Source organism: Mumia sp. zg.B53 (assembly GCF_019550935.1).
In the GTDB taxonomy this organism is placed as follows: Bacteria; Actinomycetota; Actinomycetes; order Propionibacteriales; family Nocardioidaceae; genus Mumia.
In genome coordinates this window covers 2,005,366-2,030,788 of record NZ_JAHWCK010000001.1, presented here as the reverse complement: position 1 = coordinate 2,030,788, position 25,423 = coordinate 2,005,366, and the positions used below count along the sequence as shown (strand labels likewise).

Sequence of the window (25,423 nt, the reverse complement as noted above, 5' to 3'; positions counted from 1 at the left end):
ACCGGCGCGGCATCAAGCGGCGGGCTCCGTCCTCAGCGCAGCACGATCACCAGCACGCCGACCCCGAGCACCAGGTCGAGCGTCCCGCACCACTCCGCGAAGGGCCTGCTGACGACGGCATCCTCGTGCCAGTGGACGGCGTCCCAGGCGGCGTGCCCGATCAGCCCGACCCCGGCGACGGTGCCGGCGAGCACCGGGCTGGCGTACGCGCCGACGAGCCCAGCGACGAGGAACACCGCGGTGAGGTACGGACGACCCACTGGCAGTTCGCCGCACGACTGGCGCGGCACCATCCGTCCGTCGTCGTCGATGCGGAGCCCATCTTCATCCGCGACGGATCCATCGCCACCGCTGCCGGAGTCACCAGCGCACCCGACCTGACGCTGGCGTTCATCGAGGAGGACCACGGCGCTGAGCTCGCTCGGCAGGTCGCGCGCTACCTGGTCACGTATCTGCAGCGTCCCGGTAGCCAGGCGCAGATGAGCATCCACACCTCTGCGCCGGCACCCGACAGTCCGGTCCTCCGCCGTGTCACCGCGTACGTGACAACCGATCCGGCCGCTCCAGCCGACAGCACGGCGCTCGCCGACGTGGCGGGCGTGAGCGTGCGACACCTCGCTCGGGTGTTCGCCTCGGAGCTGGGGACGACACCCGCACGCTATGTCCGTACGGTGCGGCTGGAGGCCGCATCACACCTGCTCGAAGAGACGTCCGAGCCGCTCTCGGTCGTCGCCCGACGGTGCGGCTTCGGCTCGGCGGAGATGCTGCGGCAGTCGTTCGTACGCCACTACGGCACGACACCGTCGGCCTACCGCCGTGCGCACGCACGGGCGCATGCCTGAGCGCACGGCGCAAAGCGTACGGAATGCGGGCGACCCCGACGGACGCATGACCTATCGTCGTCCGGTGACCGCGACCCTCGACCCGACCCTGCGTCGCGCCCGCACCGCCGTGGCCGTGCTGTTCCTCACGAACGGGGCGATCTTCGCGAACGTGCTCCCGCGCTATCCCGGCGTCAAAGACGACCTCGAGCTCACGAACGCCTCGTACGGCTTCGCGATCGCCGCCCTGCCCGTGGGCTCGCTGGTGGCGGGCCTGGCGGCCGGCGTGCTTATCCGCCGCTTCCGGTCGTCCCGGGTCGCCGTCGTCGGCACCATCCTCACCGGGATCGGCGCGTTCGGGATCGGTCTCGCCCCCACCCTCGCGTCGTTCGCGGCAGCGCTGTTCCTCCTCGGGGCGATGGATGCCATCACCGACGTGGCGCAGAACGCGCACGGGCTGCGGGTGCAACGGCGTTACGGCCGCTCGATCCTGAACTCCTTCCACGCGGTGTGGTCCGCGGGCGCGGTGCTCGGCGGCCTCATGGGTGCCGGGGCGGTCGCGCTGGGCCTCTCGCGCGCGGTGCACCTCGGGCTGTCCTCCGCGCTGTTCGCCCTCGTCGCGGTCGCGGCGTTCCCCTTCCTCCTCCGCGGCCCGGAGGCGGACCCTCTCGAGCCCACCGAGGCGGGCGCCGCCTCCGCGGTGCGACGCCTCTCCCGCGGGGGCGGCCCCACTCCCCGCACGCTCCTGGTGCTCGGCGCGCTCGTCCTCCTCGGCGTCGCGGACGCCCTCGTCGAGGACGCGGGTAGCACGTGGGCCGCGGTCTACCTGAGCGACTCGCTCGGAGCCCCCGGGTCGATCGCGGCGTTCGGGTACGTCGCGCTGGTCGGCGCACAGTTCGTCGGCCGTGTGCTCGGCGACCGTCTCGTCGACAGGTTCGGGCAGCGTGCCGTCGTGCGGGTCGGAGGCCTCATCACCACCGTGGGCATGGGCGCTGCTCTGGCGCTCCCCACCGTGCCGGGGACCATCGCAGGCTTCGCAGCGGCCGGCTTCGGTGTCGCCACCGTGTTCCCGGCGGCGATGCACGGTGCCGACGAGCTGCCGGGGTTCAAGCCCGGCACCGGTCTCACGCTGCTGACGTGGTTGATGCGGATCGGCTTCCTGGTGTCGCCGCCGCTCGTCGGTCTCATCGCCGACGCCACCAGCCTGCGTGTCGGTCTGCTCGTCGTCCCGCTCGCGGGCATCACCCTGCTGGCGCTCTCAGGGGTGCTCGACGGGCGTCGCCGCCCTCAGTCAGGGTCGTAGTTGAGGTCGTCAAGGAGGGCATTGAACGTCGCCTCCTTGTCGGGGCAGTAGACCTCGACCACAACACGGTCGTACTCGACGAGGTCCTCCACGTGCTCGCTCGGCATCCGGTGCGTCCGCGTCCACGCCCACGGCAGGGCGACGTCGTCCGGCTGGTCGTCCAGCGCCGCGCAGACCGCACCGCCATCGTCGCCGTAGAGCGACTTGGCCAGCTCGGGCGTCATCTCCGGCGCCACCCCCGAGTCGACGGCAGCCTTGGTGAAGTCAGAGGCCAACCCGTCCGCCGTGTCCTCGTTCGTCGACCCGCACCCCGCGGCCAGTCCCACGACGGCGACCAGCAGCGCGCCTCTCCTCAGCAGATCACGCATGGCTGTCCCCTCCCGCCGTGGCCTGCCCCTTCTCATGCTCGTCGCGCTGATCCCAGGCAGGTTTTCGGAACGCGTAGAAGAGCAGCGGCGGGACGCCCAGGACGATGATCACGGCGCCCATCACCCACGGGTATGCGCTGGACGGGATCCCCGCCAGGCCGGACGGCGGGATGAATCCCAGCAGGAATGCCGCCAAAGACGCGAAGAACCCGACCCCCGCGACCAGCGGCATGAGCGGCACCCGGTAGTCGCGCTTGACGTTCGGTGCCTTCTTCCGCAGCGTGATCGCGGAGGCGAACATCAGCATGTACATGATCAGGTAGAGCGCCGCTGCCATGTCGACCAGCGTGAAGAACGCCGCGCTGACGTTGGGGATCACCACGAACAGCCCGGCGAGGATCGTCACGATCACGCCCTGTGAGATGAGGATCCCGATCTGCACGCCGGCCTTGTTCTCCTTCTGCAGCCACGGTGGCAGCAAGCCCGTCCGACCGGCTGCGAGCAGCCCTTTGCTCGGACCGGCGATCCACGTGACGACCGATGCGAGCGCACCCAGTGCGATCGCCGCGGAGATGATCGCGGTCGCCCAGCCGATGCTCCAGTGGTCGAAGTACGCCTGGAACGCGATGTTGATCCCGGTCGTCAGCCCGAGCTGGCTCTTCGGGACGACGAAAGCGATGGCGAGGGTCGGCAGGATGAAGACGAGAAGGATCAGACCGGCCGCGATGAAGATCGACCGCGGATACTCCTTGCCCGGTCGCTTCATGTCGTTCGCATGGACGGCGTTGACCTCCATGCCCGCGTAGGCGAGGAAGTTGCTGACGATCAGCACGATGCTCGCGAGACCGGTGAACGGCGGGATGACGTCGCTCGTCTCCATCGGGACCTGGCTCTTGTTGCCGGCGATCAGCCACACCGCCCCGAGCACGATGAGGATGACCCCGGGGATCAGGGTGCCGATGAGTCCACCCCATGAGCCGACCTTCGCGAAGAGCCCGCCTCCACGAAGGTTCAGCAGGGTGCAGATCCAGTAGAAGACGACGATGACGATCGCCGTGTAGATGCCGGAGTTGGCCAGGTCGTTGTCTCCGAACACGAACGCGATGCTGGCGGCGATGAAAGCGAGCTGGACGGGGTACCAGACGACGTTCTGGACCCACTGGAGCCAGATCGCCTGAAAGCCCCACCTGTTGCCGAACGCCTCGCGCACCCATGCGTAGACCCCGCCGCGCCACCCGGTGGCGAGCTCTGCCGCCACCAGCGCGGTCGGCACCAGGAACAGCAGCGCAGGGATCAGGTAGAGCGTGATGCTTCCCAGCCCGTACCCCGACATCGCCGGCAGGCTGCGCAGGCTGGCGACGGCGACGACCGTCAAGATCGAGACCTGGAACATCGAGAGGTAGACCTTGGCGGCCCTCTGCCCGGGCGTGCTTCGCGTGTCGCTCATCATGCCCCTCAGTGGTGGAACTGCTGCTTCGACACAGCGTGGGGGATCGGGGCGGGCAGGCTGTCGAGGTCCTTGGTGGCCGAGGCGATGTCACCGAGCAGCTTGTCGGCCAGGTCGATGCTCAGCCCGTTGCGGACGACGATGCGCTGGACGGTGAGGTCGGACAGGTTGTCGGGCATCGGGTACGCCGGGACCTGCCACCCGTACGTGCGCAAGCGGTCCGACAGGTCGTACAGCGTCCAGTTGTCGGTGTGGCCCTCCCTGAGCCGCCACGCGAAGACGGGGATGTCGCTGCCGTCGTTCCACAGCTCGAACGCGCCGTGCTGCGCGATCCCCTCGGCGAGGTGCTTCGCGGTGTCCTGCGAGGCTTGCTGCACGGCCGTGTAGCCGTTGCGGCCCAGGCGCAGGAAGTTGAAGTACTGCAGGAGGACCTGCGCACCCGGACGTGAGAAGTTCAGCGCGAACGTCGGCATATCGCCGCCGAGATAGCTCACGTAGAAGATCAAGTCGTCGGGCAGGAGGTCGCGCGAGCGCCAGACGACCCAGCCGAGCCCCGGGTAGACGAGACCGTACTTGTGACCCGAGGTGTTGATCGAGTGCACCCGGTCGACGCGGAAGTCCCACTGGAGATCCTCCTGCAGGAACGGGGCGATCATCCCGCCGGAGGCGCCGTCCACGTGGATCGGGACGTCGAGACCGGTGCTCTTCTGGATCTCGTCGAGCGCCGCCGCCACCTTCGTCACCGGCTCGTACATGCCCGTGTACGTGACACCCATGATGACGACCACGCCGATCGTGTTCTCGTCGACGTACTTGTCGAGGTCGTGTCCGTCGAGGGTCTTGTGCTCCTCGGAGATCGGGACGTAGCGCGCCTCGACGTCCCAGTAGTTGCAGAACTTCTCCCACACCACCTGGACCGCCGAGCTCATCACGAGATTCGGCGTAGCAGCCGGCTTGCCCGCGGCCTTGCGAGCGTTCTGCCAGCGCCGCTTGAACGCCAGACCGGCGAGCATGCAGGCCTCGGACGAGCCGATCGTGGAGGTGCCGATCGAGTTGGCGGGGTCAGGCGCGTTCCACAGGTCGGCGACCATCCGCCAGCAGCGTTCCTCGATCGCCGCGGTCGCCGGGTACTCGTCCTTGTCGATCATGTTCTTGTCGAACGTCTCCGAGTACAGCTTCTCGGCGTACGGGCCCATCCAGGTGCCCACGAACGTCGCCAGGTTGAGTCGTGCGTTGCCGTCGAGCATGACCTCGTCGTGCACGATCTGATAAGCCGTCTCCGGAAGCATCGGGTCGTCCTGCAGCGCCGTGCGGGAGTAGGTCGTCTGCTCCCCCGGACGTGCGAACAACGGGTTGACCTCGCGGGTTCCCACCTCTGGTTCTGCCATCATTCCTCCAGACTGCGCGCTGAACTCAGCGCAACGAAACCGGACCCGGGGGAGGCACTTCGTCGAAGCGGTCGCTCTACGGTCCTAACACAGCCCTTCGCACAGTGCAGCCTGGAAGTCAGGTGCGTCGGCGAGCCAGCACGTACGCCTGGCGAGTGCGCTCGCCTGCCTCGACATCGGCGGCACGGACCGTGGTCGCATCAACGTCGAGACCGTGGCTGTCCAGCAGCGTGCCGAATGCGGCCGGGTCTGGCCGGTGGAACTCGAGCGACACCGCGATGTCCCTGAGCTGGTTCGGACGGAAGGTCTCGGCATCGGTCTGGAACGCAGCGAGCAGCCAGCCGCCGGGCTCGAGCACTCGAACGAGCTCCGCGACAGCACCGGGCAGCGCCTCAGGCGGGACATGGATCAGCGAGTACCAGGCGACCACGCCGACGTACGACTCGTCGTCGAAGCGCAGGTCCGTCAGCGACCCGACCTCGAAGCGCAGGTTCGGGTGGACGTCCCGCGCGTTGCGGATCATCTCCGCACTGAGGTCGATCCCGTGCGCATCGACCTCGAACGAGGCGAGCTGCGCGGTGATGCGGCCCTCGCCACAGCCCGCGTCGAGCACACGCCCGCGCCCCGCGACGTGTCGGGCGAACACGCCGAGCACGGCGTCGTCCCACGGACTGGTCGCCAGCTCGCGGACCCACGTCGCATACTCGTCGGCGAGCGCGTCGTACGAGGTCCGCGTGCGGGTGAGGAAGTCGGGTTCGGCCACCTTGGGATCCTAGGTCGCCGTGCTCCCGGAGGGCGGGATGTTCTGGTTGAGATGGAAGACGTTGTCGGGGTCGAAGGCGTCCTTGAGGGCAGTGAGCCGGGCGAGCTTCGCGGGTGGGTACGCCCGTCGTACGCCGGCGGCTCCGTCGTCGCTGAGCACGTTGACGTAGACCCCGCTGGCGAAGTGCTCCAGGCGCGCACCCGCGTCGCGCGCGGACTGCATCCGCGCCTCGTCCTCGGTGGGATCGGTCCACCGGACCGCGGCGACGTACTCGAACGCCGTACCGCGCTGGCTGTAGGCGGTCGCGTCGTCGGCCACGTCCGCGATCGCGCCGCCGTAGGCTTGGAGACTCGCCGCGACGGCGGGGTCTTGCGCCACCAGGACCTCGATCGCGGCATCGGTGAGCTCTCGGAAGTAGTGCCCCTTCCAGTAGCGCCGCAACGAGTGGCCTTCGACGGAGTCGCCGATGCGCTGAAGGTCGATGTAGGACAGCTCGTCGACACGTCGCTCGAGGGGCGTGTCGAGCGCATCGAGGACGCGTGCGTGCGCTCGCCCCTCCTCGGGGTCACCGATCCAGACGAAGCCGAGCGTCACGACACCACCTGCGATGTCGGCCGTGTACGTCGCCTGCCGCGGCGCGGTCGCGCTCAGGTCGCGCCACTGCGCGACGGCGGGTGCCGCACCCGAAGCGGGGAAGTCGAGCTCCACGGTGAGCGCCCGGGTCCCTGTCTCATGCAGCTCGAACTCGAACTCCGTCACGACACCGAAGTTGCCACCACCACCGCGAAGCCCCCAGAACAGCTCCGGCTCCTCCTCGGCCGACGCCCGGACGATGTCACCGCCGGCCGTGACCAGCTCGAACGACACGACGTTGTCGCAGGCCAGGCCGTACTGACGGGCGAGCCACCCCATGCCGCCACCCAGCGTCAGTCCGCCGACGCCGGTGTGGCTGACGTTGCCGGCGGTGGTCGCGAGCGCGTACGGCTGGGTGGCCGCGTCGAGCGCGCCGAGCAGCGCGCCGCCCTGCACCCACGCTCGTCGGCGGTCCGGATCCACACGGACGGCGCCCATCGGCGTCAGGTCGATCATCAGTCCCCCGTCGGGCACCGCGTGCCCGATCACGCTGTGGCCACCGCACCGGACACCGATCTCCAGGCCCTCCTGACGGGCGTGCTCGATGGCCGCGGCGACGTCTTCGGGCGTACGGCAGGGCACGATCATCGCGGGCCGGTGGTCCACCATCGCGTTCCAGACCTGACGCGCACCGTCGTACCCGTCGTCGCCTGGTCGCAGGACCTCGGTGTCAGAGATCGGGGTCGACTGTCTCCGGGTGGTCGCCATCGGTTCGCTCCTCGCACTCTCCCGTTCGTTCCTGAGAGCACTGACCGACGACGACGGCGCAACTCATCGCGTGAGAGTGTCGAGTGGTGGACGACCTCATCATCACGGGCAACCCGTTCCCGGACGGGATCGACGACCGCCTCTCAGCGCAGCTTGCCTTCATCGCCGAGGCCGACAAGCTCAAGACGATCGTTCGTGCCTCGCCGTTGGCGGCGGCTGATCGACGGGAGAACGACGCCGAGCACTCGTGGCACCTCGCACTGATGGTCATGCTGCTCGCGGAGCACGCGACCGAGCCGATCGACGTCGGTCACACGCTGAGGCTCGTCATCATCCACGACCTGGTCGAGATCTACGCCGGAGACAGCCCCGTCTTCGACGCGGCCTCGCGCCTCGATCAGCGGGAGCGTGAGGAATCGGCGGCCGACCGGCTGTTCCCACTGCTGCCCGCCGACCAGGCACAGGACATCCGAATGCTGTGGGACGAGTTCGAGGCCGGCGCGACACCGGAGGCGCGCTTTGCCAAGGCGATCGACCGGCTGGAGCCGATGGTGCTCAACTGGTTCAACGAGGGCGGGACGTGGCGGATGCCCGGCGCGAACCTCGCCACGATCCGCGCACGCGAGTCGGGGGTCGTCGCTGGATCCACCGCCCTCGGTGATGCGACCGGCATGCTCGTGGACGAGGGCCTGCGCCGCGGGTGGATCCGCGGCGAGGCGTCCGAGGACGACGGCCCCGAGGTCAGCGGAACGCGTCGAGGCGCTGACGGCGGTTGAACGTCGACCCGGGGACTCGAGGCAGATCGAGGACGTCGGTCACCAGGTTGGCGAGGTCGCCATTGCGGATCGGCTGACGCCCGCGGTAGGTCGTGCGGGCCGAGCCGGGGCCTCGGTAACCACGGCTGAGGCCGTACAGGTTCCGCCCGGCGGCGACGCCCGGACCCCACACCAGGAACGGCACCCGGTAGTTGGCCACCCTACGAGCGTCGGCGTGCGTGGCACCCGAGCCGCCGTGGTCGGCGGTGAGGGCGACCAGGGTGTGCTTCCGCAGCGCCGGCCGGGAACGGACGGTCGAAAGGATCCGTCCGAGCAACCGGTCGGCCCGTCGGACCGCCCGCAGGTAGGCCGCACTCATGAAGCCGCGGGCGTGGCCCGCCTGGTCGGGCAGCGACAGGTGGACGAAGGTGAAGGTCCGAGGCGACCGCCGCAGCGAGGCCGTCACGTTTCTCACCAGTCGGGCGTTGTCGGTGTCGACGGTGAAACGGTCGATCTTGGGCCCCCAGCTGCGCTGGAAGAGCGCGAACTTCGTCTTCGCGGTGAAGAGTGCCGTCGAACGGCCGTGGTCGTGCACGACGTCGAACACGCTTGGGACGTATCGGCCCGCGGCGCGGTGCACGGTCGTGCCGGTGTCGGTGTTGACCGAGACCCCGTGCCCGCCGCGGCGCGCGTCGATCCGCCGGCCGGTCAGCATGCCTGTGTGGTTCGGCAGGGTCAGGGTCAGCTCGCGAGCGGTACGGGCGTTCAAGGTGGACGCTCCTTGCCGCATCATCCGGTGGAAGTTCGGAGTGCGGGACCGGCCCAGCACACGGATCGCCCTGGGATTCAGGCCGTCCATCGAGATCGCGACGACACGGTTCACCGGGTCGTCCGGGGAGTCGCGGGCGGCGGTTGCGGCGGGTGCGGTCAGCAGACCGACGACGGCCAGCCCGGCGTATGAGACGACTGCTGCACGACGGCGGATCATTGGAAATCCCCCAGTCCTTGGTCAGATCCTGTGCGGGAAGTCTCAATTCTGCGACTGATGGGCCTCGGACGCACCCGGCTCCTCGGCTATCTCGTCCAGCCACGCGGCATGCTCGTCCTGGGCCCAGCTGCGGGAGACCCGACCGGTGCGCATCCCGCGGCGGGCCTCGGGGTCCTTGAGCGCGTAGACGATGTGGCCGATCACGAGGATCCCGAGCATCAGGGCCGTCCAGTCGTGGACGAACGTCGCGCCCGAGCGCCAGGACAGCCGGACGAGCCCGGTCCAGTACATGAGGACTCCTGTGCCGAGCAGGACCCCGGTCGCGCCGGCCACGAGCCACGAGTTGATCTTCTGTCCTGCGTTGAACTTGCCGACCGGGATCGTGCCGTCGCGGCGCGTACGCGTGCGTAGCCACCGCCAGTCGTTCGGCGTGAACCGGTTCAGGCGTCGTACGTCCAGCCTGTACGCGGCCGACACCGCGCCGACGAGCATCGGGACGGGGAGCGCGAGGCCACTCCAGACGTGGACCAGCTCGACGACGTGGCGGTATCCGACGCCCATCGCCAGCGTGCCGTTGTAGAGGATCGCCGCGGTGACGAGGCAGATGCCCATGAGGATCGCCACCAGTTTGTGGACCAACTGCTCCGCGGGCGCGAAACGGCGCAGGGTGTCACTCACCGATGATCCCGTTCAGTGGATACCCGCGGTCCTCCCAGTAGCCCGGGCGGTTGTCCGGCGTCACCTCGATCTCGGACAGCCACTTGGTGCTCTTGTAGCCGTACATCGACCCTGAGTAGATCCGCACCGGCCCACCGTGGTCGTGGGTGACCGGCTTGCCGTACATCCGCAGCGCCACGATCACGTCGTCCGCACGGGCCTGGTCGAGCGTCATGTTCACCGAGTAGACGCCGTCGAAGGACCGGAAGCGCACCCCGACGGCCTCGTCGGTCGGCGCCGCCCGTTCGAGCAGGTCGGCGACCCGCAGGCCTCGCCACGGCACATCGGGAACGTGCCACCCGGTCACGCACTGGAAGGTGTCGGTGAACGACAGCTGCGGGAGCGCCTCGAGGTCGGCGTACGAGTAGGTGGCCGGGCGGTCGACCAGGCCGGAGACCTTGAGCGTGTACGACTCGGCGGCGCGCGGCTCGACCTCACCCGTGACGGAGTAGTAGCGCCACGTGTTGCCGAGCGGAACCATCGACGTGAACCCGGTCGGGTCGCGCAGCTGGACCGGAGCGAGCAGCTCGCTCAACCCCGCCTGAACCTTGCTGCCCGTGATCACCCCGAGGGCGCCCAGACCGATCAGGCCGAGCACCGCACGGCGGCCGACAGGTGCGCCTTCAGGACTTGCGTCCACGGACACCGACCACCATGAGCAGGGCGCCGGCGAGCAGGACGATCGGGCCGATGATCGACCACGTCGTCGTATTGCTCATCACGCTGCCCTCGATGACGCCCACCCCCTGCAGGGTCCACACCAGCCCCACGAGAACGATGAGGACACCAGCGACGACCCACAGCGGCTTGGCCATAGGACAACTCAACCACGCGTGTGTGACGGCGTACAGGGCGTCTCACGCCGGCCGCCCGATCCGCCTCGGTGGGATCGTTGAGCAGGGAGTCGATCGCCTCAGCGAGACTCGTCGCACCTCGCGCTGAGGTTTCTACTGCTCATTGTCGAAGTCACCATGCGACCTCACAGGTTCGCCAACTGGACGGCGATCGGCCCGTCGGAGGGTTCGATCAGCGCGAGGTTGCTGTTGAGTCCGGAGACGTATCGTTGGCTGAGCGTCGTCCAGGCACTGGTGGCGTCGTCGCGGGACTTCGTCTCGGTCCAGGCCGGCGACTCGCGGCCCTCACCGGAGGACAGCGCTGATCGAGAGTCAGTTCCTCGACTCCACCCAGCCGTCCGCGACGAAGCGGGCAGCGTCGGACCGCCGTTGGCCGTTGAACAGCGCCCCACCGAGATCCCGCGCCATGACACCGTCGACGTACACGCCCCGCCCGCGCGACGGGGTTGCTCGCAGGCCGGTGTAGCTCCAGCGGACGTGGGTCGCGCCCGCGGGCAGGGCAGCGTCCGCCTTCAACCACTGGCGTCCTTCGAATCCGGAGAACGTGCCGTCGGTGGACCAGCGGCTCTTGCCCGCCCTGAGGTCGAACGGCACCAGCTGCCAGGTCGTACCGCCGTCGGTGGACGCCTCGAGCTGCCCCACGTCGTACCCGGCCTCGGTGTCGTACCAGAGCCGGAACGTCAACCATGCCCAGTCCTTTGCCGGCCGCGACAGGGGCGCGGTCAGCGTGTGCGTCGTGGCGCTCGGTCGCCCGGCGAACCACGACGTACGACCGACGGCCGGCCGTACGGGGATGGCGCGGCCCATGTTGCGGGCCACAGACTGCCGAGCACCGTTGTTCGAGCCCCACGCACGGTTGGGGTGGACGCGGTTGGTGAGCAGGACGACGAGCGACCGCGACAACGGGTCGAGGACCAGCGAGGTGCCGGTGAACCCGGTGTGCCCGAAGGTCACCGGCGAGTCGAGCGAGGCCATGTAGAAGGACTGGTTGAGCTCGAACCCGAGACCGCGGCGGGAGGTGATCGCGGGCGGGATGCCGACGTTCTGGTCGGTGATCGCCTCGCGCATGATGCCCTGGGAGAGGATCCGCTCCTTGCCGTACCGGCCGCCGTTCAGCAGCATCTGACCGAAGACGGCGAGGTCGCCGGCGGTGGAGAACAGCCCGGCGTGGCCCGCAACGCCGCCCAGCGACCACGCGTTCTCGTCGTGCACCTCGCCGTGGACCATGCCGCGGCCGATCGACGTCATGTCCTCGGTGGCCGCGATCCGGGGACGCAGCGACGCGGGCGGGTTGAACATGGTGTCGGTCATGCCCAACGGCTCAGTGATGCGCTGGGCGACGAGCTGGTCGAGCGTCTGGCCGGTGACGCGTTCGGCGAGCTTGCCCAGCGTGATCAGACCGAGGTCGGAGTAGACGTACGCCGTGCCCGGCGGAGTCACGAGGGGCCGCGCGTAGACAGCGGCGATGCGCGCCTGCGGCGTCGGGTACGCCGAGTACAGGTTGATCCATGCCGGCAGACCGGAGGTGTGGGTCAGCAGGTGCCTCACCGTGACGTCGCCCTTGCCGTTCTGCGCGAACTCGGGGACGTAGTCGGCCACCGGGGTGTCGAGACCCACGACACCCTGGTCCACCAGCTGGAGCGTCACGACGACGGTGAAGAGCTTCGTGATGGAGGCGAGGTCGAAGATCGTGTCCTCGCTCATCGCGATCTGCTGGGCCTCGGGAAGCTCGGTGCCGTCGGCGCTCGCATAGCGCACCGCGTCGCCCACCGCGCCGTGCTCGACGACGACGCCGTCCTTGGCGACGAGCGCGACCGCTCCGGCATACATGGGGAAGTTCGGGTTCTCGGGCGTGGTGCCCAGGTACGCGGCCAGGTCGGGCATGATCCGGGCGATGTGCTCGGGGAGCAGGCCTGCCTTCTCGGGTGAGCCCGCGCGCAGGGTCCGAGGCGGTGAGAACCGGACGTCCTCGCCGGTCACGGTCGGCGGCCCGGTCTCGTGCCCTGGCGGGTCGACCGCTCCCGCCGGCGCGGCGAAGGATCCGACGACGACCGCCGCCGCGAGTGCCACACCCCAGCTGGTCCGACGTGTACGACGCATCGCTCCCCCTCCGTCCTGCTACCGACGGCCCCGCACCTGGTGGTAGATGAGGTACTTCTTGCGCGTCCGCCGGAACTCGGCGAGCTCGTCCTGCCAACCGGCGACGATCTCGTCGACGTCCCCACCGGCGTCGATGACGAGGCGCGCACGGTCGGAGCCGGTGAGCTTGTCGAGCCAGAACGAGGTGACGTCCTGGCTCCGCCAGCGGTAGTCGGGGAACTCCTGGCGCTGGGTGACGATCATCGCCAGACCCGTGGTGATCGGGTCGAAGGCGTCGCGGTCCTCGACGTACACCTGGACACCGCCGCAGACCTTGTTGGCCTGCTTGGAGATCGTCGGCGTGAAGTACGCCTCGCGGAAGCGCACACCGGGCAGCTCGCGGGCGTTGAGCGCCTCGGCCCAGCGGTGGTCGATGCCGGGTGCACCGATCAGCTCGAACGGGCGGGTCGTGCCGCGTCCCTCGGAGAGTGCGGTGGCCTCGAACAGCGCCGTACCGGGGTAGACGACCGCCGTGTCCACCGTCGGCATGTTGGGCGACGGCAGGACCCACGGCAGGCCGGTCTCCTCATACCACATGTCGCGGGACCAGTTCTTCATCGGAACGACGGTCAGGTCGACCTGCTTGCCGATCGCGGGCGGGAGGAACTCCCCGTTGAAGTACTGCGCGAGCTCGCCGACGGTCATGCCGTGCTGCTGGCTGATCGGCTTGAGCCCGACGAAGGTCGAATGCTCCGGGTGGAGCACCGGCCCCTCGGCCTGCAGGCCGGTGATCGGGTTGGGGCGGTCGAGGACGACGAACCGAAGGTCGAGCTCGGCGGCCGCCTCCATGGCGAGGTACATCGTCCAGATGTAGGTGTAGAAGCGGGCCCCGACGTCCTGGATGTCGAAGACGACGGTGTCGATGCCGGCTGCCGCGAACTGGTCGGACATCCGGGCGGCGTCGTTGTAGGCGTTGTAGACCGGCAGGCCGGTCTTGGCGTCGATGAAGAAGTCCTCGCCCTGGCCGGCCTGCGAGACGCCGCGGAAGCCGTGCTCGGGACCGAAGACGGCGACGATGTCGACCTGTGGGCTGTCCGCGAACACGTCGACCTCGTGCGTCAGGTCGCGCAGGACGCCGGTCGGGTTGGAGATCACCCCGACCCGCTGCCCGCGCAGCTCACGGAAGCCGGCGGCAGCCAGGGTCTCGAAGCCGGTACGAACCTGCCGGCCCCTCCCGTGACCCACCGGCTTGGCAGCGACGGTCGCACTCGCTGCTGCGTTGGCCGCACCGCCGAGGACCGGCACGCTGGCCACCCCCAGCATGCCTGCGAGAACATCCCTACGTCGCATGGTTTCTCCCCTGCTTGTGGGTGGTGAGAAAACGGTTTCCATCAGGAAGAGCGAGAGCAGAACAGGATTTTCATCAACTGGCGCGAACGTAGTGGGCGCGTCGTTATCGGGTCAAGAGGTCAGCGTTCGGGCGGCGAACATGCACCGACTCACTGCGTCGATCCCGACACCAACCAACGGCCGTCCTGCTCCTGCATCCAAAACCCGAGGACTCGTGACCCGTTCTTCGCCTGCACGAGCGCCTCGCCGGACGGATCCCACACAGGGATGTCCACCTCGGCCTCAGCAGGCGGCAGTGCCGTCGCCGCGTTCGAAGCCAACGCTGCCAATGCGCGACCACAGTCGGCTGCCTGAGGTTTCGACGTCGACGCGGCTGCCAGCTCGCGGCGGTAATCGTCCGTCATGTGGCCGCAGGCGGCTGCGTCGCGCTGGTGCACGGCGACGAGCCAATCTCTGAATCCCGCTTCGACAGCGACGTACGGGTCACCGCCGCAGCCGGACATCAGGACCGCGAGGGTGAACACGGGAACAACATGGACTCGCGCCACGGCGACCCTTCCAGGTGGTGAAGCGTCATGGTCGCACCTCCGTGTCCGCCCCGTGTGACAGTGAAGGAAGGTGGCTCACACGAGGGGGAGGAGTGTCATGGGCGTAATCAGCAGGACGATCGCCACAATCGGGTTGTCGTGCGTTCTGATTGCTGGCTGTGGGTCAGCCGCCGACGATGCCGGGACGGGGGATGCGAAGACAACAAAGTCGGAAACGACGACCTCGGCAAGCCCGAGCCCCGAAAAGACGGCCCAGAAGACCGAGGCAACCAAGGAACCCGACGACGATACTGAAGATTCTGACGACATCGACGTCGCAGAGATCGAACGGATCGGCATCGAGGCGGAGGGCGGGCGGCCACTTAAGTCGATGTGCGATGCCGCGTACACGCACTGGTCCTGCTTCTACGACGGCATGAAGGCGATGAATAGCGACGATGTGCGCGTGAGCCTGACCACGGATGGCGGCTGGTCAGACGCCGACCTCGATGCGCTGGCCGAGGATGCCGCGCGCTGGTGGATTCAGATGACGTGCGAGGATACGGACAAGCCGGAGATGGTCGTGGTGGAGGTCAACGGCATCGACCGCGCCGACTGGAGCCGCGACGACTCGTTCAATTGCCGTTAGAAGCCGACGGTCGACGTCGACCCGCCGGACCAGGCCACCGCCACTGAGCCGCCCTCACTCGTGACCGGGCGGCCGTCCCCGAACCTTTCAGCAGTCGACGTTTGCCGTACGCGCGGCGAGGTCGGCCAGCAGGGCCGGCATCCCGTCTCGCTCGTACAAGGCCCGCTGGCGGACGTACTCAGGGGGCTCGACGAGGATCGCCTGCACCGCGTCGAGGAGTCCGTCCAAACCGTCAGGAGTCAGATGCTTGCGTGCGTCGTCGAGCGCGCGTGCCGCAATTTCACGCATGGGTCGTCGTGACCCGTCCGCATCGACGACCGACGCCTCGAGCCCGTAGCGGCACGCGCGGAGGTCATTGGCGAGGACGACCTCGTCCGGCAGGTCCTGAAGATCAGGCGACTCCACGGCATGGCGTGCCAGCCCCTGCACCAGGGCGGTCAGTCCGGCGGCGCGGGCGAGCGACGACTGCGCGTCCATGACCCGCACCTCGATCGTCCCGAGTCGCGGTTGGGGCCGGAGCTCCCAGCACACATAGCTGTAGTCGGGCACCTCGTGCGCCCACACGGCGAGCTCGATCGCCTCGACGTATGCCTCCCAGGTGGGGAGCGCGGGCGGCATGGTCGTCCGGGGGTACGACCTGAGGATGGCTGGACGGACGCAGGCGAGTCCGGAGTCGTGGGCGTGCCAGTACGGCGATCCTGCGGCGAGCGCGCGGAAGACGGACAGGCGGTTGCGGAGCCCGCGGTAGACCTTCAGGGCGGTGGCCGGATCCGGCGCGCCGACGTGCACCTGGAAGGCCGCGGTCGGCGTGCGCAGCAGGCCGGCGAACTCGCCGCCGATCCGGTCGTACCGGGGGGACGCCGCGAGGTCCGCCGCGCCGAAGCCGGCGCTCGGGTGGAGGCCGACCGCCATCGGTCGCACGCCCTCGGTGACCAGTGAGCTTCGCAGCCGTTGAAGCGACCGGTGGACTCCCTCGGCATCCGAGCAGATGGGCGTCTCCAGCTCGATCTCGTCGACGAAGATCTCGCCCTTGAGGGTGCCGTGAGCTCCGCGTGCGGAGAGGGTGGACATCACCGCCTCCGCAGCCGGTCCGAGCATCAACCCTCGCTGGTCGACGAGGAACAGCTCGTCCTCACCACCAAGGGAGAACTCGCCCCCCGGGTGCCACTCGAGGCCGCTGATCTCTGGCGAACGACGAGCCACTGAGGGCCTCCCCCTGATGCGTACGGACTTCCTGATGAGAGGTACCCCCGTCAGCCGCCCGCAACCGCCGACGATCGGCTCGTCCTTCTCTTGACGCGTCCCGCACCCGGAGTGAAGGTGGAGGTCCGGCACCTGGACCTACTGCTCCGGCACGCTGATCTCGCCGACCGTCTTCCTCACCGCCGCTCACTGCGGCACCGAGGGCGAGCGTGTCGCGGTGACGTTCGACAGCGACTACGAGGACGGCGACCAGCTCTACGCAGGCACCTTCCACGGAGACCCCCTCTATCCGGGCAACCAGAGCGACGCACACGACATCGCCGTCGTCGTCTTCGACGCGCCGGTCACGGGGATCACGCCCGCCCAACTGCCCGAGGCCGGCTCGTTCGCTGACCTTCCCCGCAACCAGCGGTTCACTTCCGTGGGGTACGGCGCATACGAGGTGACCAACGGGCCCGGCGGACACCGCTACCTGTACGACGACCGCCGCATGGTGGCCACCGGCCAACTGAACGCCATCAAGGCTTGCTGATCCCAGGCCGCACTCGCCGAGAAGGTCGGCTCCGACGCCCGTCAGGTCTCCCGCTACGAGAACTCCAAGGTCGCCCTCGGTCTCGAAGCCGTCATCCGCGTCGCCGAGACCTTCAACGTCACCGTCAGGTCATTCATCGGGGTCTCTGATGCGGTCGCGAGCGGCCTTCAACCGTTGGAGATAGTCGCCCGCGAAAAGCGTCGGGTTTGCCGACTCCAATGCGGCCTCGAGGTCCCAGGCCGCCCGCTGCTCGGCCTGATCTACGAAGGTGACCTGCGAAGTCTCGCTGATGCGATGCAGCCATTCGAAGAGAACCAGCACCTCGTCGGCTGACAGCTCGATCGAAATCTTGGGTACCCGAGGCGGTACGCGGTGACGAAGTTGCCACCCAGATCTGACACGACGTTGAGGGCTGATGCCGGATCCAAGTAGTGCGTCGCTGGCGCGTTGCGGTAGGTGCCCACGATGCTCTGCGTACCACCGGCGTTCATGTGTTCGTGCATCGCGGAACTGAACTTGGCGGCGTTGCCCTTGCTGTAGTTGCCGGTGACGCCGAAAACCCCAGCGTGATTGAACTTCTTCTGGAGTTGGGTCGGACTGCGGAGCAGGACCGTGCTGACATCACCTGCGCCGTTTGCGGCAACACCGGATCGTAGGATGGGCGTCAGTTCCCTGCGCCCGCCCCCAGCTTGCTCCTGGACCGTTGCGCCGCTGCCGTCACCGGGCGCAAGCCGCACGTGGCTGTCGTAGTCGGTGTAGGCCTGGCTCGGGCTTACGGCGGAGCGCGCCGAAGCGCCGGGCGACCAGCGGTCGACGGCCTCGTAAGTGGTGTGCCGGTCGTACGCCCGGGGAGGCCCGCGCTCCATCGTGATGTCGCCGAACGACTGGGAGACTCGGGTGCCGTCATAGGCGAAGGCGGCTAGAGCCCCTCCTGGAGCTACGGCGACCGACGGCGTTGGGAATTGGAACTGCAAGCACAGCCAGGACGGCGGCGATCACCGCAGCCACCAGGGTCCCGGCCCTGCTACGCATCGGCGGCGTCCTCCCACAGATGATCGGTGAGTTCGCGGCGAGCGCCGAGGAACGCGCCGAGACCCTCGAGGTCACGAATCACGTCGACCTCGAGCCCTATCTCCCATTCGTAGATCTGCGTGCATAGCGTCTCGTAGGCGACGAGCCACTCACCCACGTCGATCAGCGACTGCACGTTGCTGATGTCGTCCGGGGTGAGCCCAACGGCTGCGTCCATCGCCTTGTGGAGACGGACGGTCATCTCCTCTGGAGTCGGTGTCGTGGTCATGGAATCGGGAACCCGGTGATGATGCCCTCGCCGCCAGGTTCGAGGACGCCCCGCATCTTTACGCCGTCTCGCACGCCTTCGACGGTGTATCTGACTGGCGAACCGCCACGCGTGACAGCTGCGCCTGCTCGACCCGTTTGCTGAACCCAGTTGAGCGATGGATCGGTCGCGATGTCCGAAATCGAGTGCATGATCTTGTCGTCCGACCAGCCCTTGGGGAACCAGGTATTGCCGGCCTCCCCGCCGTAGCGGTGGCCGTCAAGGATGTGACTACGACGCGACGCTGACGCTAGGTCGACGAACTCGTCCGCGGACTTTGCGGCGCCACCGGTCGCGCACATGTTGTGCACCAACACGTCGAGCGCACCGACATGGTAGGTGTGGATTCCCTGAATCGACAAGTTGTAGGCCAGCGCCCGGCGTCCTGCCCGCGCACCCACCACGCCGCTGACGGCTCGCTTCTTCCCATCGGCGCTCAGCACCCGCTCGCCCAGGGTCAGCTCGTCGGCACGTTCGAAGGTCTGGCTGTCGACCGACCAGAAGGGATGGTCCTCGGTCGTGGTGATGACCTCTCCGTCGACCTTGATGTCGGTGACGGTGTCCTTGTGGACGTGGACGGCCTCGACCCGGCGTGGGGCCTGCTCGTCGGTTTGCGGGTCAGACGCCATGACCAGGTCGCCGACCGTAACGTCTTCGATCGACTTGCGCGAACGGCACTCGGTTTCCTGAGCATTCGATGTCGATACGGCTGACAGCGCGCGACGGTACTCGTCCGTCACGTGCTCTCACGCGGCCTCGTCGCGCTGGTCCACGGCGAGGAGCCAGTCTCTGAATCCTTCTTCGACGGCGACGTACGGGTCACCGCCGCAGCCGGACATCGCGACCGCGAGAGCAACCGCCGGAACAACAACACGTCCTCGCGACACGGGCGCCCCTTCGAGATGTGCGGGAGCGTCATCGTCGCATGCACCGCAGCCTGACTCACGTGTAGCGCTGCCCTCGGCGGGTGCTTCCCCTGAACACCCGAGAGAAGGGAGCAACAACCGACATGAGCACCATCCAGAAGACCATCGACGTCGACGTCCCGGTCCGCAGCGCGTACGACCAGTGGACGCAGTTCGAGTCTTTCCCCCGTTTCATGTAGGGCGTGGAGTCGGTCACCCAGCTCGATGACAAGCGTCTGCACTGGAAGGCAGAGATCGCCGGCGTCACCCGCGAGTGGGATGCCGAGATCGTCGACCAGACGCCCGACGCCCGCGTCACGTGGCGCGCCGTCGACGGCACCGTGTCGTTCGTGCCCGACGAGATGGGCCGCTCGACGAAGGTCACGCTCCAGATGGAGTACAAGCCCGAGGGCATCGTCGAGAAGACCGGCGACATGCTGAACATCGTCGAGCGTCGCGTCGAGGGAGACCTCAAGCGCTTCAAGGAGTTCATCGAGTCCCGCGGCGCCGAGACCGGCGCATGGCGGGGCGACGTGAAGCCGACCGGCGACGTCGACCCGTTGGACGAGACGCACCGCCACTGAGCGGCGCTGGGTACTGACAGGGAGGCCGTCCCCCCGGATCCGGGGGGACGGCCTCTGCCGTGCAGCGCGGTTCGCGCGGCGTTTGTTTCAACGTGGCGTCACAAAGGTCGGGCCCCGGACACTTCAAGGTATGAACGATCCCCAGGAGCGGTTCACGGAGATGTGGCACGCGGAGGCGCCTCATGTGCTCGCCTTTGCTCGCCGCCATGTCGGAGTCGAGGCTGCCCATGACGTCGTGGCAGAGACCTTCATGATCGCGTGGCGCCGCTGGGACGACATCTCCGCTCCGCCGATCGCGTGGCTCCTGGTGACGGCGCGCAAGGTGATCCAGAACCGGGCTCGCGCCACCCGCCGCAGCCGGGCCCTGACGGAGCGGATCGCACTTCTTGACGGGGTCGCGTCTCACGCGACCGCTACTGCCGAGGCGGCGATCACACGACGTGAGGCACTCGAACGACTCGCCAGGCTCGACGACCAACACCGCGAGGCGCTGCTCCTCGTCAGCTGGGACGGGCTCACGAACGATCAGGCAGCAACGGTCCTGGGCATCAAGCCCGCGGCGTTTCGTCGGCGACTCAGCCGGGCTCGTGCCGCCCTCGAACCACCGCGCACATCCGGATCGACCGACTCGGACCCCCAGCACATTCCTGCGCAGGAGCTCTCATGAACACGCTCGAACGACTCCGCCCTGAGGTCCGCCCCCTTGACGCCGAGTGGTCGGCATCGACGCTGGACGCGATCCTGGCCAGCCGCCCCGGCACCGCCCCCGAACCGCAGGCCTGGCTCTCACGCTCACGGCGGCCGCGGCTGATGCTCGGAGCGGCCGCCGCAATCGCCGCCGCCACGATGGTCGTGGTGGTCCCCGGGCTCGGCACCACGGCGGCGTATTCCGTGCAGGAAGGAAACTCCGGCACGATCACCGTGGAAGTCCGACGACTCGAGAACGCCAACGGACTCGAGCGTGAGCTGGCGAAGCACAAGGTGACAGCAGACATCACATACCTGCCCGACAAGCAGGTGTGCGCGCCAGGGCGGTACGCACCAGTAGACCGACGGCTCTCCGGAATGTCGATCTCGATCGGTTCGGACGGGCTGCGCGTGACTCTCCCACCCGGCACCGTGCGCGACGGCGAGATCTTCGTCATGTCTGTCTCGGGTGAGGACGTACCGCCGCCCGCCTCTCTGCCGACCGAGGACGGCATCACCGAAGGGGGATTCAGCAGCAGGTCCGACTTCGACGTGACCGCCGGACCGGTACGACCCTGCACCGCGGTGTCCGGCACTGGAAGTTGACGAGCGGACTCGCGACGAGTTGAGAACGACTGCAATACGGTGGTCCGATGCCGAAACTGAAGGGGACCCTCACTCTACGGATGATGTCCGCATCGTGGTCCAACCCTGCCTGACCTGCAGAACACCCAGAGCCGGTGACAGGAGTCGAACCCGCGACATCCTCATTACAAGTGAGGCGCTCTACCAACTGAGCTACACCGGCAGGGCCCCGCGACCTCCGGAGCCGGGCCCATCCTAACTGTCGACGCTCTCCGACCGACGCCGCGAGGTCATCCCCAGCTGGGCCAGGAGACCCACGACGAAAAGCCCGATGGCTGCGGCGTATCAGGGCCATGCCGGCTCGACGGCAGTGAACGCCCGGTTGATCTGGCGCTCGCTGATCTCACCGACCAGCAGCATCACGCCGATCACCACCAGGATGGCGCCCGACCAGGCGCTCGCGATCACGAGCAGCAGGGATGGGAGTGACATGGCGATCGCGATCACGACGAGCACCGCGGCGACGACCAGACCCACCGTGGTGAGGACCCAGCTGTCGTCCGCACCGAACACGGCGGCGACCGAGACGCCGAGCACGTACCCCATCGCGCCGACCCAGATCACCACGCCGAGCCAGTACCAGACGTACGCGAGGATGCCGAGCACCAGCGCGCCGACGACCGCGGCGATCCACCCGCCGGGGGTGCCGAGCAGCTCGCCCCCGACTCGCTCCTGCACGATCTCCGCGCCGAGGAAGAAGCCGATGAACGCGCCCGCCAGGGCAATCAGTGCTCGCAGCGCGGCGCCTCCCCAAAAGACCAGGATCGCCCCGAGGCCGATCAGGATCAACGCGAGCACCGACTCGTTCACTCCACCAGCATCCATGCCCGCGAGCCTAGGACGCCGTGCGCATGTACGCCCCGCGGAAGGGCACCTGTGTGGCATGACCGACAGAGGGGAGCACCCCAAATGACACAACCTGATTCGCGGGCCGACGAGTCGATCGCCGATCTCGTCCGCGACCTGTCCGAGCAGACCTCTCGCCTCGTGCGTGACGAGATGCGCCTCGCGCAGGCCGAGCTCAAGGACAAGGGCACGAAGGCCGGCGTAGGGCTCGGAGGTATTGGCGCCGCCGGGCTTCTCGCGCTGTACGGCCTCGCCGCCCTCTTCACCGCCATCATCGCGGCCCTGGCCCTGGTGATGGACCTGTGGCTCGCCGCACTGATCGTCGCCGTCGTGCTCTTCATCATCGCGGCCGTGCTCGCGCTGCTGGGCAAGAAGAAGCTGCAGCAGGTGGGATCACCAGTTCCCGAGCATGCCGTGGAGAACGTCAAGGCCGACATCGCCGAGGTGAAGGAGGCGCGCAACCGTGAGCACTGATCCCAACGACATCCAGCGCGAGATCGAAGAGACCCGCGAAGACCTCGGCCGTACGGTTGAGCAGCTGACCGACCGCCTGGACGTCAAGAAGCAGGCCAAGGCCCGCGTCGACGAGGTCAAGTCCGAGGTGAAGTCCGAGGCGGAGCAACGGCTCGAGTACGTCAAGCAGAATGCGCGCGACAACCCGCAGCTCCCGGCGATCATCGTCGGCGGCGTGCTGCTGCTGATCGTGGCGCGGGTGTGGAGGAAGCGCCGGAGCTGAATCTGAGGAGTCCTCCTGGTCGGGTGTCCAAAGTCACGTTCCTGGCGCATACTGGTGCCGTGGCTATTGGACGCTTGCCCAACATGGAGCGACTGGAGCGCCTGACGCGCGACCTCGAGACCCCGTACGCGGTGGTCGACGGGGCCGCGCTCGCGCACAACACCGCCGAGCTCGTACGCCGAGCCGGCGGTGTTCCTGTGCGTGTGGCGTCGAAGTCCCTGCGTGTCCGCGAGATCCTCGACCGCACCCTCGCCCACGACGGCTACGCGGGAGTCATGTCCTACAGCCTCGACGAGTCGATCTGGCTCGCCGACGAGGGACACACGGACCTGCTGCTCGCCTATCCCACGGTGCATCGCGCCGGCCTCCACGACCTCGTCGCGAAGGAGCACCGCTCGACAGCGATCACCGTGATGGTCGACTCGCTCGCGCACCTCGACCACATCGACGCCGTCGTGGGCACCGCCCGCCCCCGGATCCGCGTCTGCATCGACGTGGACTCGTCGCTGGAGCCGTTCCGCCGGGTGCACCTCGGTGCTCGTCGGTCGCCGATCCACAGCCCGGGTGACGCGATCGCGCTCGCCCGGGCGATCACCGCTCGGCCGGGCTACGAGCTGGTCGGCCTGATGTTCTACGACGCGCAGATCGCCGGCCTCCCCGACAGCTCCCCCGCCGTCCGCTTCGTCAAGGTTCGCAGCGCCGCCGACATCGCCGAACGCCGCGCGCGCATCGTCGAGAGCATCCGCGAGACCACCGACCTCCGCTTCGTCAACGCCGGCGGCACCGGGAGCCTCGAGGTCATGCGCGACGACCCCTACATCACCGAGCTCACCTCGGGCTCGGGCCTGTTCATGCCGACGCTGTTCGACTCCTACGACGCCTTCGAGTCGACTCCCGCGGCGTTCTACGCGCTGTCGGTGGTCCGCAAGCCGACGCCCGACATCGCCACGCTCTTCTCCGGCGGGTACGCCGCCTCGGGTGCTGCCGGCAAGAGCCGGTTGCCCACGCCCGCCTGGCCCGAGGGTCTGTCGCTGATCGGCACCGAAGGCGCAGGAGAGGTGCAGACCCCCGTCCGTGGGCCGGTCGCCCGCAGTCTTCGGCTCGGCGACCGCGTCTTCATGCGGCACGCGAAGGCCGGCGAGATGTGCGAGCGGTTCGACGCCGTGCACCTCGTCCACACCGAGGAGTCGACCCATGGCGCGGCGACCGTCGAGGTGCTGCCGACCTACCGCGGCGAAGGGAAGAACTTCGGATGACCACGACCTCCCAGCACACCGCTGCTCGCTGGACCAACTGGGGCCGCTGCGCGAGCGCGGAGCCCGCCGACGTCGTCCGCCCGCGCTCGACCGCCGAGGTCGCCGAGGTCGTACGCTCCGCCGCCGCGCGAGGACAGCGCGTCAAGGCGGTCGGCGCCGCGCACTCGTTCACCTCGATCGCGGCCACCGACGGCGTGATGCTTCGGATGGACCGCATCGCCGGCATCCAGCGTGTCGACCGCGGCACCGGACACGTGACCGTGGGCGCCGGCATGAGGCTCCGCGACCTCAACCGCGCGCTCGACCAGATCGGCCTCGCGCTCCCCAACATGGGCGACGTCGACCCGCAGACGGTGTCAGGCGCCACCTCCACCGGCACCCACGGCACAGGGGCGCGACTCACCGGCATCGCGGGCGCGATCGCAGGTCTGGAGATCGTCACCGGCGACGGCACCGTCCTGACCGTGAGCCCCGACGACCACGAGCTGTTCGGCGCCGCACGCGTCGGTCTCGGCGCGCTCGGCATCATCACGTCGCTGACCTTCGCCTGCGTCCCGTCGTTCCTCCTACGCGCCCGGGAGGAGCCGATGCGTCTCCCCGACGTGGTCGCCGGGCTCGACGCGCTCGTCGAGGACAACGACCACTTCGAGTTCTACTGGTTCCCGCACACCGACCGCGCGCTGGTCAAGCGCAACAACCGTGTCCCTGAGGGCACCGAGCGTCAGCCGCTGTCCAAGGCGCGCTTCCTCATCGACGACGAGGTGCTGTCCAACGGGCTCTTCGAGGTCGTCAACCGCATCGGGACCCATCAGCCGCGGTGGATCCCGCGGCTCAACGCGCTCTCCGGCCGCGCCCTCGGCGCCCGCGAGTACACCGACCGGGCGCCCGCGGTCTTCATCTCTCCGCGCCGCGTGCGGTTCCGAGAGATGGAGTACGCCGTGCCGCGCGCCGCGCTGCCTGCCGTGCTGAGTGAGATCGACAGATGGGTCAACCGGTCTGGCGAGACGGTGTCGTTCCCGATCGAGGTGCGCTTCGCCGCTCCGGACGACATCTGGCTGTCGACGGGCTACGAGCGGGCCAACGCCTACGTCGCCGTCCACCAGTACCACCAGATGGACTACCGCCGCTATTTCGAGGGCGTCGAGGCGATCTTCGGCGAGCACGAGGGCCGGCCGCACTGGGGCAAGCTGCACACCCTCGAGCCCGACACGTTGCGCGCCCGCTATCCGCGCTTCGACGACTTCCGCTCCGTACGCGACCGGCTCGACCCGCAGCGGACGTTCGCCACCGCGCACCTCGCCGGGGTCCTCGGCTGAGGACGCACGTCGGCCGACGTGTCG

Annotated in this window: 31 protein-coding genes, 1 tRNA gene and 2 pseudogenes; 13 read left to right on the top strand and 21 right to left on the bottom strand. The window is 68.4% G+C overall.

Translation table 11 applies throughout. The features are described 5' to 3' along the window. Positions 1 to 32: 32 nt before the first annotated feature. Positions 33 to 194, bottom strand: coding sequence for a hypothetical protein (locus KV102_RS09905; RefSeq protein ID WP_220346076.1), 162 nt, complete (start codon positions 192 to 194; stop codon positions 33 to 35). Here KV102_RS09905 and KV102_RS19575 point away from each other — a divergent pair. Continuing rightward, positions 153 to 842: a GlxA family transcriptional regulator gene (locus KV102_RS19575; protein WP_220346075.1), complete on the top strand. Its 690-nt coding sequence runs from the start codon at positions 153 to 155 to the stop codon at positions 840 to 842. The two genes, KV102_RS09905 and KV102_RS19575, sit on opposite strands and share 42 nt — an antisense overlap. 64 nt (positions 843 to 906) lie before the next feature. Next, positions 907 to 2,124 (top strand): MFS transporter, encoded by a 1,218-nt coding sequence (locus KV102_RS19570; RefSeq protein WP_220346074.1) that lies wholly within the window; start codon positions 907 to 909, stop codon positions 2,122 to 2,124. Here KV102_RS19570 and KV102_RS09890 read toward each other — a convergent pair. From KV102_RS09890 to KV102_RS09870, 5 genes are all read right to left on the bottom strand, one after another. After that, a complete protein-coding gene (locus KV102_RS09890; RefSeq protein ID WP_220346073.1) occupies positions 2,109 to 2,492 on the bottom strand; it encodes a hypothetical protein in 384 nt (127 codons plus the stop codon). The genes KV102_RS19570 and KV102_RS09890 overlap by 16 nt on opposite strands. Next, complete coding sequence (locus KV102_RS09885; protein ID WP_255559648.1) at positions 2,485 to 3,939, bottom strand: amino acid permease; 1,455 nt, start codon at positions 3,937 to 3,939, stop codon at positions 2,485 to 2,487. Before KV102_RS09885 ends, KV102_RS09890 begins: the two co-directional genes overlap by 8 nt. Positions 3,940 to 3,947: 8 nt before the next feature. Further along, positions 3,948 to 5,327: a glutamate decarboxylase gene (locus KV102_RS09880; RefSeq protein WP_255559649.1), complete on the bottom strand. Its 1,380-nt coding sequence runs from the start codon at positions 5,325 to 5,327 to the stop codon at positions 3,948 to 3,950. A 118-nt stretch (positions 5,328 to 5,445) separates the two neighbouring features. After that, positions 5,446 to 6,090: a bifunctional 2-polyprenyl-6-hydroxyphenol methylase/3-demethylubiquinol 3-O-methyltransferase UbiG gene (locus tag KV102_RS09875; RefSeq protein WP_220346071.1), complete on the bottom strand. Its 645-nt coding sequence runs from the start codon at positions 6,088 to 6,090 to the stop codon at positions 5,446 to 5,448. 9 nt (positions 6,091 to 6,099) lie between these two features. Next, positions 6,100 to 7,431 (bottom strand): FAD-binding oxidoreductase, encoded by a 1,332-nt coding sequence (locus KV102_RS09870; RefSeq protein WP_220346070.1) that lies wholly within the window; start codon positions 7,429 to 7,431, stop codon positions 6,100 to 6,102. Positions 7,432 to 7,517: 86 nt separating this feature from the next. Between KV102_RS09870 and KV102_RS09865 the strand changes: the two genes are divergently transcribed. Then, positions 7,518 to 8,207, top strand: coding sequence for an HD domain-containing protein (locus KV102_RS09865; protein ID WP_308290287.1), 690 nt, complete (start codon positions 7,518 to 7,520; stop codon positions 8,205 to 8,207). Here the strand turns inward: KV102_RS09865 and KV102_RS09860 are convergent. From KV102_RS09860 to KV102_RS09830, 7 genes are all read right to left on the bottom strand, one after another. Next, entirely contained in the window at positions 8,173 to 9,174 is a 1,002-nt protein-coding gene (locus KV102_RS09860) for an alkaline phosphatase family protein (protein ID WP_220346068.1), read from the bottom strand. The two genes, KV102_RS09865 and KV102_RS09860, sit on opposite strands and share 35 nt — an antisense overlap. A 42-nt stretch (positions 9,175 to 9,216) precedes the next feature. Next, positions 9,217 to 9,852 carry a cytochrome b/b6 domain-containing protein gene (locus tag KV102_RS09855; RefSeq protein WP_308290286.1) on the bottom strand — a complete coding sequence of 212 codons (636 nt, stop codon included), beginning with the start codon at positions 9,850 to 9,852 and terminating at the stop codon, positions 9,217 to 9,219. Further along, positions 9,845 to 10,531: a molybdopterin-dependent oxidoreductase gene (locus KV102_RS09850; protein WP_220346067.1), complete on the bottom strand. Its 687-nt coding sequence runs from the start codon at positions 10,529 to 10,531 to the stop codon at positions 9,845 to 9,847. The genes KV102_RS09855 and KV102_RS09850 overlap by 8 nt, the downstream gene beginning before the upstream one ends. Then, a complete protein-coding gene (locus KV102_RS09845) occupies positions 10,515 to 10,706 on the bottom strand; it encodes a hypothetical protein (protein WP_220346066.1) in 192 nt (63 codons plus the stop codon). Before KV102_RS09845 ends, KV102_RS09850 begins: the two co-directional genes overlap by 17 nt. A gap of 351 nt (positions 10,707 to 11,057) precedes the next feature. Next, entirely contained in the window at positions 11,058 to 12,845 is a 1,788-nt protein-coding gene (locus KV102_RS09840; protein WP_220346065.1) for a serine hydrolase domain-containing protein, read from the bottom strand. Positions 12,846 to 12,863: 18 nt separating this feature from the next. Next, positions 12,864 to 14,174: an exo-beta-N-acetylmuramidase NamZ domain-containing protein gene (locus tag KV102_RS09835; protein ID WP_220346064.1), complete on the bottom strand. Its 1,311-nt coding sequence runs from the start codon at positions 14,172 to 14,174 to the stop codon at positions 12,864 to 12,866. Positions 14,175 to 14,323: 149 nt separating this feature from the next. After that, the gene (locus KV102_RS09830; protein WP_220346063.1) at positions 14,324 to 14,698 is read right to left on the bottom strand and encodes a hypothetical protein; all 375 of its coding nucleotides are present in this window, start codon (positions 14,696 to 14,698) and stop codon (positions 14,324 to 14,326) included. Positions 14,699 to 14,819: 121 nt separating this feature from the next. On the opposite strand from KV102_RS09830, the gene KV102_RS09825 reads away from it, so the two are divergent. Further along, positions 14,820 to 15,350, top strand: a complete 531-nt coding sequence (locus KV102_RS09825; protein ID WP_220343410.1) for a hypothetical protein — start codon at positions 14,820 to 14,822, stop codon at positions 15,348 to 15,350. A gap of 87 nt (positions 15,351 to 15,437) precedes the next feature. Here the strand turns inward: KV102_RS09825 and KV102_RS09820 are convergent, their stop codons facing one another. Then, a complete protein-coding gene (locus KV102_RS09820; protein ID WP_220346062.1) occupies positions 15,438 to 16,553 on the bottom strand; it encodes a YbdK family carboxylate-amine ligase in 1,116 nt (371 codons plus the stop codon). A 148-nt stretch (positions 16,554 to 16,701) separates the two neighbouring features. Between KV102_RS09820 and KV102_RS09815 the strand changes: the two are divergent. After that, a pseudogene (locus KV102_RS09815) lies at positions 16,702 to 17,085 on the top strand (trypsin-like serine protease); the annotation flags it as partial. Positions 17,086 to 17,097: 12 nt separating this feature from the next. Next, positions 17,098 to 17,202, top strand: a pseudogene (locus KV102_RS19745) (helix-turn-helix domain-containing protein); the annotation flags it as partial. A 12-nt stretch (positions 17,203 to 17,214) separates the two neighbouring features. On the opposite strand, the gene KV102_RS19110 reads toward KV102_RS19745, so the two are convergent. The 5 genes from KV102_RS19110 to KV102_RS09790 form a co-directional block, all read right to left on the bottom strand. Beyond that, positions 17,215 to 17,406, bottom strand: a complete 192-nt coding sequence (locus KV102_RS19110) for a hypothetical protein (protein ID WP_255559651.1) — start codon at positions 17,404 to 17,406, stop codon at positions 17,215 to 17,217. Next, positions 17,346 to 17,951 (bottom strand): colicin D domain-containing protein, encoded by a 606-nt coding sequence (locus KV102_RS19740; protein ID WP_374197356.1) that lies wholly within the window; start codon positions 17,949 to 17,951, stop codon positions 17,346 to 17,348. Before KV102_RS19740 ends, KV102_RS19110 begins: the two co-directional genes overlap by 61 nt. 158 nt (positions 17,952 to 18,109) lie before the next feature. Continuing rightward, on the bottom strand, positions 18,110 to 18,385 hold the full coding sequence (locus tag KV102_RS09800) for a MafI family immunity protein (protein ID WP_220346060.1): 276 nt from the start codon (positions 18,383 to 18,385) through the stop codon (positions 18,110 to 18,112). Continuing rightward, complete coding sequence (locus KV102_RS09795; RefSeq protein ID WP_220346059.1) at positions 18,382 to 19,164, bottom strand: polymorphic toxin-type HINT domain-containing protein; 783 nt, start codon at positions 19,162 to 19,164, stop codon at positions 18,382 to 18,384. Before KV102_RS09795 ends, KV102_RS09800 begins: the two co-directional genes overlap by 4 nt. A 6-nt stretch (positions 19,165 to 19,170) precedes the next feature. Continuing rightward, positions 19,171 to 19,311, bottom strand: a complete 141-nt coding sequence (locus tag KV102_RS09790) for a hypothetical protein (RefSeq protein ID WP_220346058.1) — start codon at positions 19,309 to 19,311, stop codon at positions 19,171 to 19,173. Between the two features lie 221 nt (positions 19,312 to 19,532). Here KV102_RS09790 and KV102_RS09785 point away from each other — a divergent pair, with 221 nt between their 5' ends. From KV102_RS09785 to KV102_RS09775, 3 genes are all read left to right on the top strand, one after another. Next, the gene (locus KV102_RS09785) at positions 19,533 to 19,913 is read left to right on the top strand and encodes an SRPBCC family protein (protein WP_308290285.1); all 381 of its coding nucleotides are present in this window, start codon (positions 19,533 to 19,535) and stop codon (positions 19,911 to 19,913) included. 130 nt (positions 19,914 to 20,043) lie between these two features. Beyond that, a complete protein-coding gene (locus KV102_RS09780; RefSeq protein ID WP_220346057.1) occupies positions 20,044 to 20,580 on the top strand; it encodes an RNA polymerase sigma factor in 537 nt (178 codons plus the stop codon). Then, complete coding sequence (locus tag KV102_RS09775) at positions 20,577 to 21,206, top strand: hypothetical protein (protein ID WP_220346056.1); 630 nt, start codon at positions 20,577 to 20,579, stop codon at positions 21,204 to 21,206. The genes KV102_RS09780 and KV102_RS09775 overlap by 4 nt, the downstream gene beginning before the upstream one ends. A gap of 129 nt (positions 21,207 to 21,335) precedes the next feature. Here the strand turns inward: KV102_RS09775 and KV102_RS09770 are convergent. Continuing rightward, positions 21,336 to 21,408 (bottom strand) — tRNA-Thr (locus KV102_RS09770). A gap of 122 nt (positions 21,409 to 21,530) precedes the next feature. Further along, entirely contained in the window at positions 21,531 to 22,070 is a 540-nt protein-coding gene (locus KV102_RS09765) for a DUF4203 domain-containing protein (RefSeq protein WP_220346055.1), read from the bottom strand. 84 nt (positions 22,071 to 22,154) lie between these two features. On the opposite strand from KV102_RS09765, the gene KV102_RS09760 reads away from it, so the two are divergent. Genes KV102_RS09760 through KV102_RS09745 form a run of 4 tightly spaced genes read left to right on the top strand, consistent with a single transcriptional unit; the run spans position 22,155 to position 25,399 of the window. Next, a complete protein-coding gene (locus tag KV102_RS09760; RefSeq protein ID WP_220346054.1) occupies positions 22,155 to 22,565 on the top strand; it encodes a phage holin family protein in 411 nt (136 codons plus the stop codon). Further along, positions 22,555 to 22,827 carry a DUF3618 domain-containing protein gene (locus KV102_RS09755; protein WP_220343388.1) on the top strand — a complete coding sequence of 91 codons (273 nt, stop codon included), beginning with the start codon at positions 22,555 to 22,557 and terminating at the stop codon, positions 22,825 to 22,827. Before KV102_RS09760 ends, KV102_RS09755 begins: the two co-directional genes overlap by 11 nt. Before the next feature lie 59 nt (positions 22,828 to 22,886). Beyond that, positions 22,887 to 24,083, top strand: a complete 1,197-nt coding sequence (locus KV102_RS09750) for an alanine racemase (protein ID WP_308289440.1) — start codon at positions 22,887 to 22,889, stop codon at positions 24,081 to 24,083. Continuing rightward, on the top strand, positions 24,080 to 25,399 hold the full coding sequence (locus tag KV102_RS09745) for a D-arabinono-1,4-lactone oxidase (RefSeq protein ID WP_220346053.1): 1,320 nt from the start codon (positions 24,080 to 24,082) through the stop codon (positions 25,397 to 25,399). Before KV102_RS09750 ends, KV102_RS09745 begins: the two co-directional genes overlap by 4 nt. The last annotated feature ends 24 nt before the right edge of the window (positions 25,400 to 25,423 follow it).

Coding starts and splice junctions, on each gene's coding strand:
- KV102_RS09800 (WP_220346060.1), bottom strand. CDS start 18,385: ATGACCACGACACCGACTCCAGAGGAGATGACCGTCCGTCTCCACAAG.
- KV102_RS09860 (WP_220346068.1), bottom strand. CDS start 9,174: ATGATCCGCCGTCGTGCAGCAGTCGTCTCATACGCCGGGCTGGCCGTC.
- KV102_RS09745 (WP_220346053.1), top strand. CDS start 24,080: ATGACCACGACCTCCCAGCACACCGCTGCTCGCTGGACCAACTGGGGC.
- KV102_RS19740 (WP_374197356.1), bottom strand. CDS start 17,951: ATGGAGCGCGGGCCTCCCCGGGCGTACGACCGGCACACCACTTACGAG.
- KV102_RS09835 (WP_220346064.1), bottom strand. CDS start 14,174: ATGCGACGTAGGGATGTTCTCGCAGGCATGCTGGGGGTGGCCAGCGTG.
- KV102_RS09870 (WP_220346070.1), bottom strand. CDS start 7,431: ATGGCGACCACCCGGAGACAGTCGACCCCGATCTCTGACACCGAGGTC.
- KV102_RS09890 (WP_220346073.1), bottom strand. CDS start 2,492: ATGCGTGATCTGCTGAGGAGAGGCGCGCTGCTGGTCGCCGTCGTGGGA.
- KV102_RS09825 (WP_220343410.1), top strand. CDS start 14,820: ATGGGCGTAATCAGCAGGACGATCGCCACAATCGGGTTGTCGTGCGTT.
- KV102_RS09780 (WP_220346057.1), top strand. CDS start 20,044: ATGAACGATCCCCAGGAGCGGTTCACGGAGATGTGGCACGCGGAGGCG.
- KV102_RS09765 (WP_220346055.1), bottom strand. CDS start 22,070: ATGGATGCTGGTGGAGTGAACGAGTCGGTGCTCGCGTTGATCCTGATC.
- KV102_RS09760 (WP_220346054.1), top strand. CDS start 22,155: ATGACACAACCTGATTCGCGGGCCGACGAGTCGATCGCCGATCTCGTC.
- KV102_RS09840 (WP_220346065.1), bottom strand. CDS start 12,845: ATGCGTCGTACACGTCGGACCAGCTGGGGTGTGGCACTCGCGGCGGCG.
- KV102_RS09775 (WP_220346056.1), top strand. CDS start 20,577: ATGAACACGCTCGAACGACTCCGCCCTGAGGTCCGCCCCCTTGACGCC.
- KV102_RS09885 (WP_255559648.1), bottom strand. CDS start 3,939: ATGAGCGACACGCGAAGCACGCCCGGGCAGAGGGCCGCCAAGGTCTAC.
- KV102_RS09845 (WP_220346066.1), bottom strand. CDS start 10,706: ATGGCCAAGCCGCTGTGGGTCGTCGCTGGTGTCCTCATCGTTCTCGTG.
- KV102_RS09880 (WP_255559649.1), bottom strand. CDS start 5,327: ATGGCAGAACCAGAGGTGGGAACCCGCGAGGTCAACCCGTTGTTCGCA.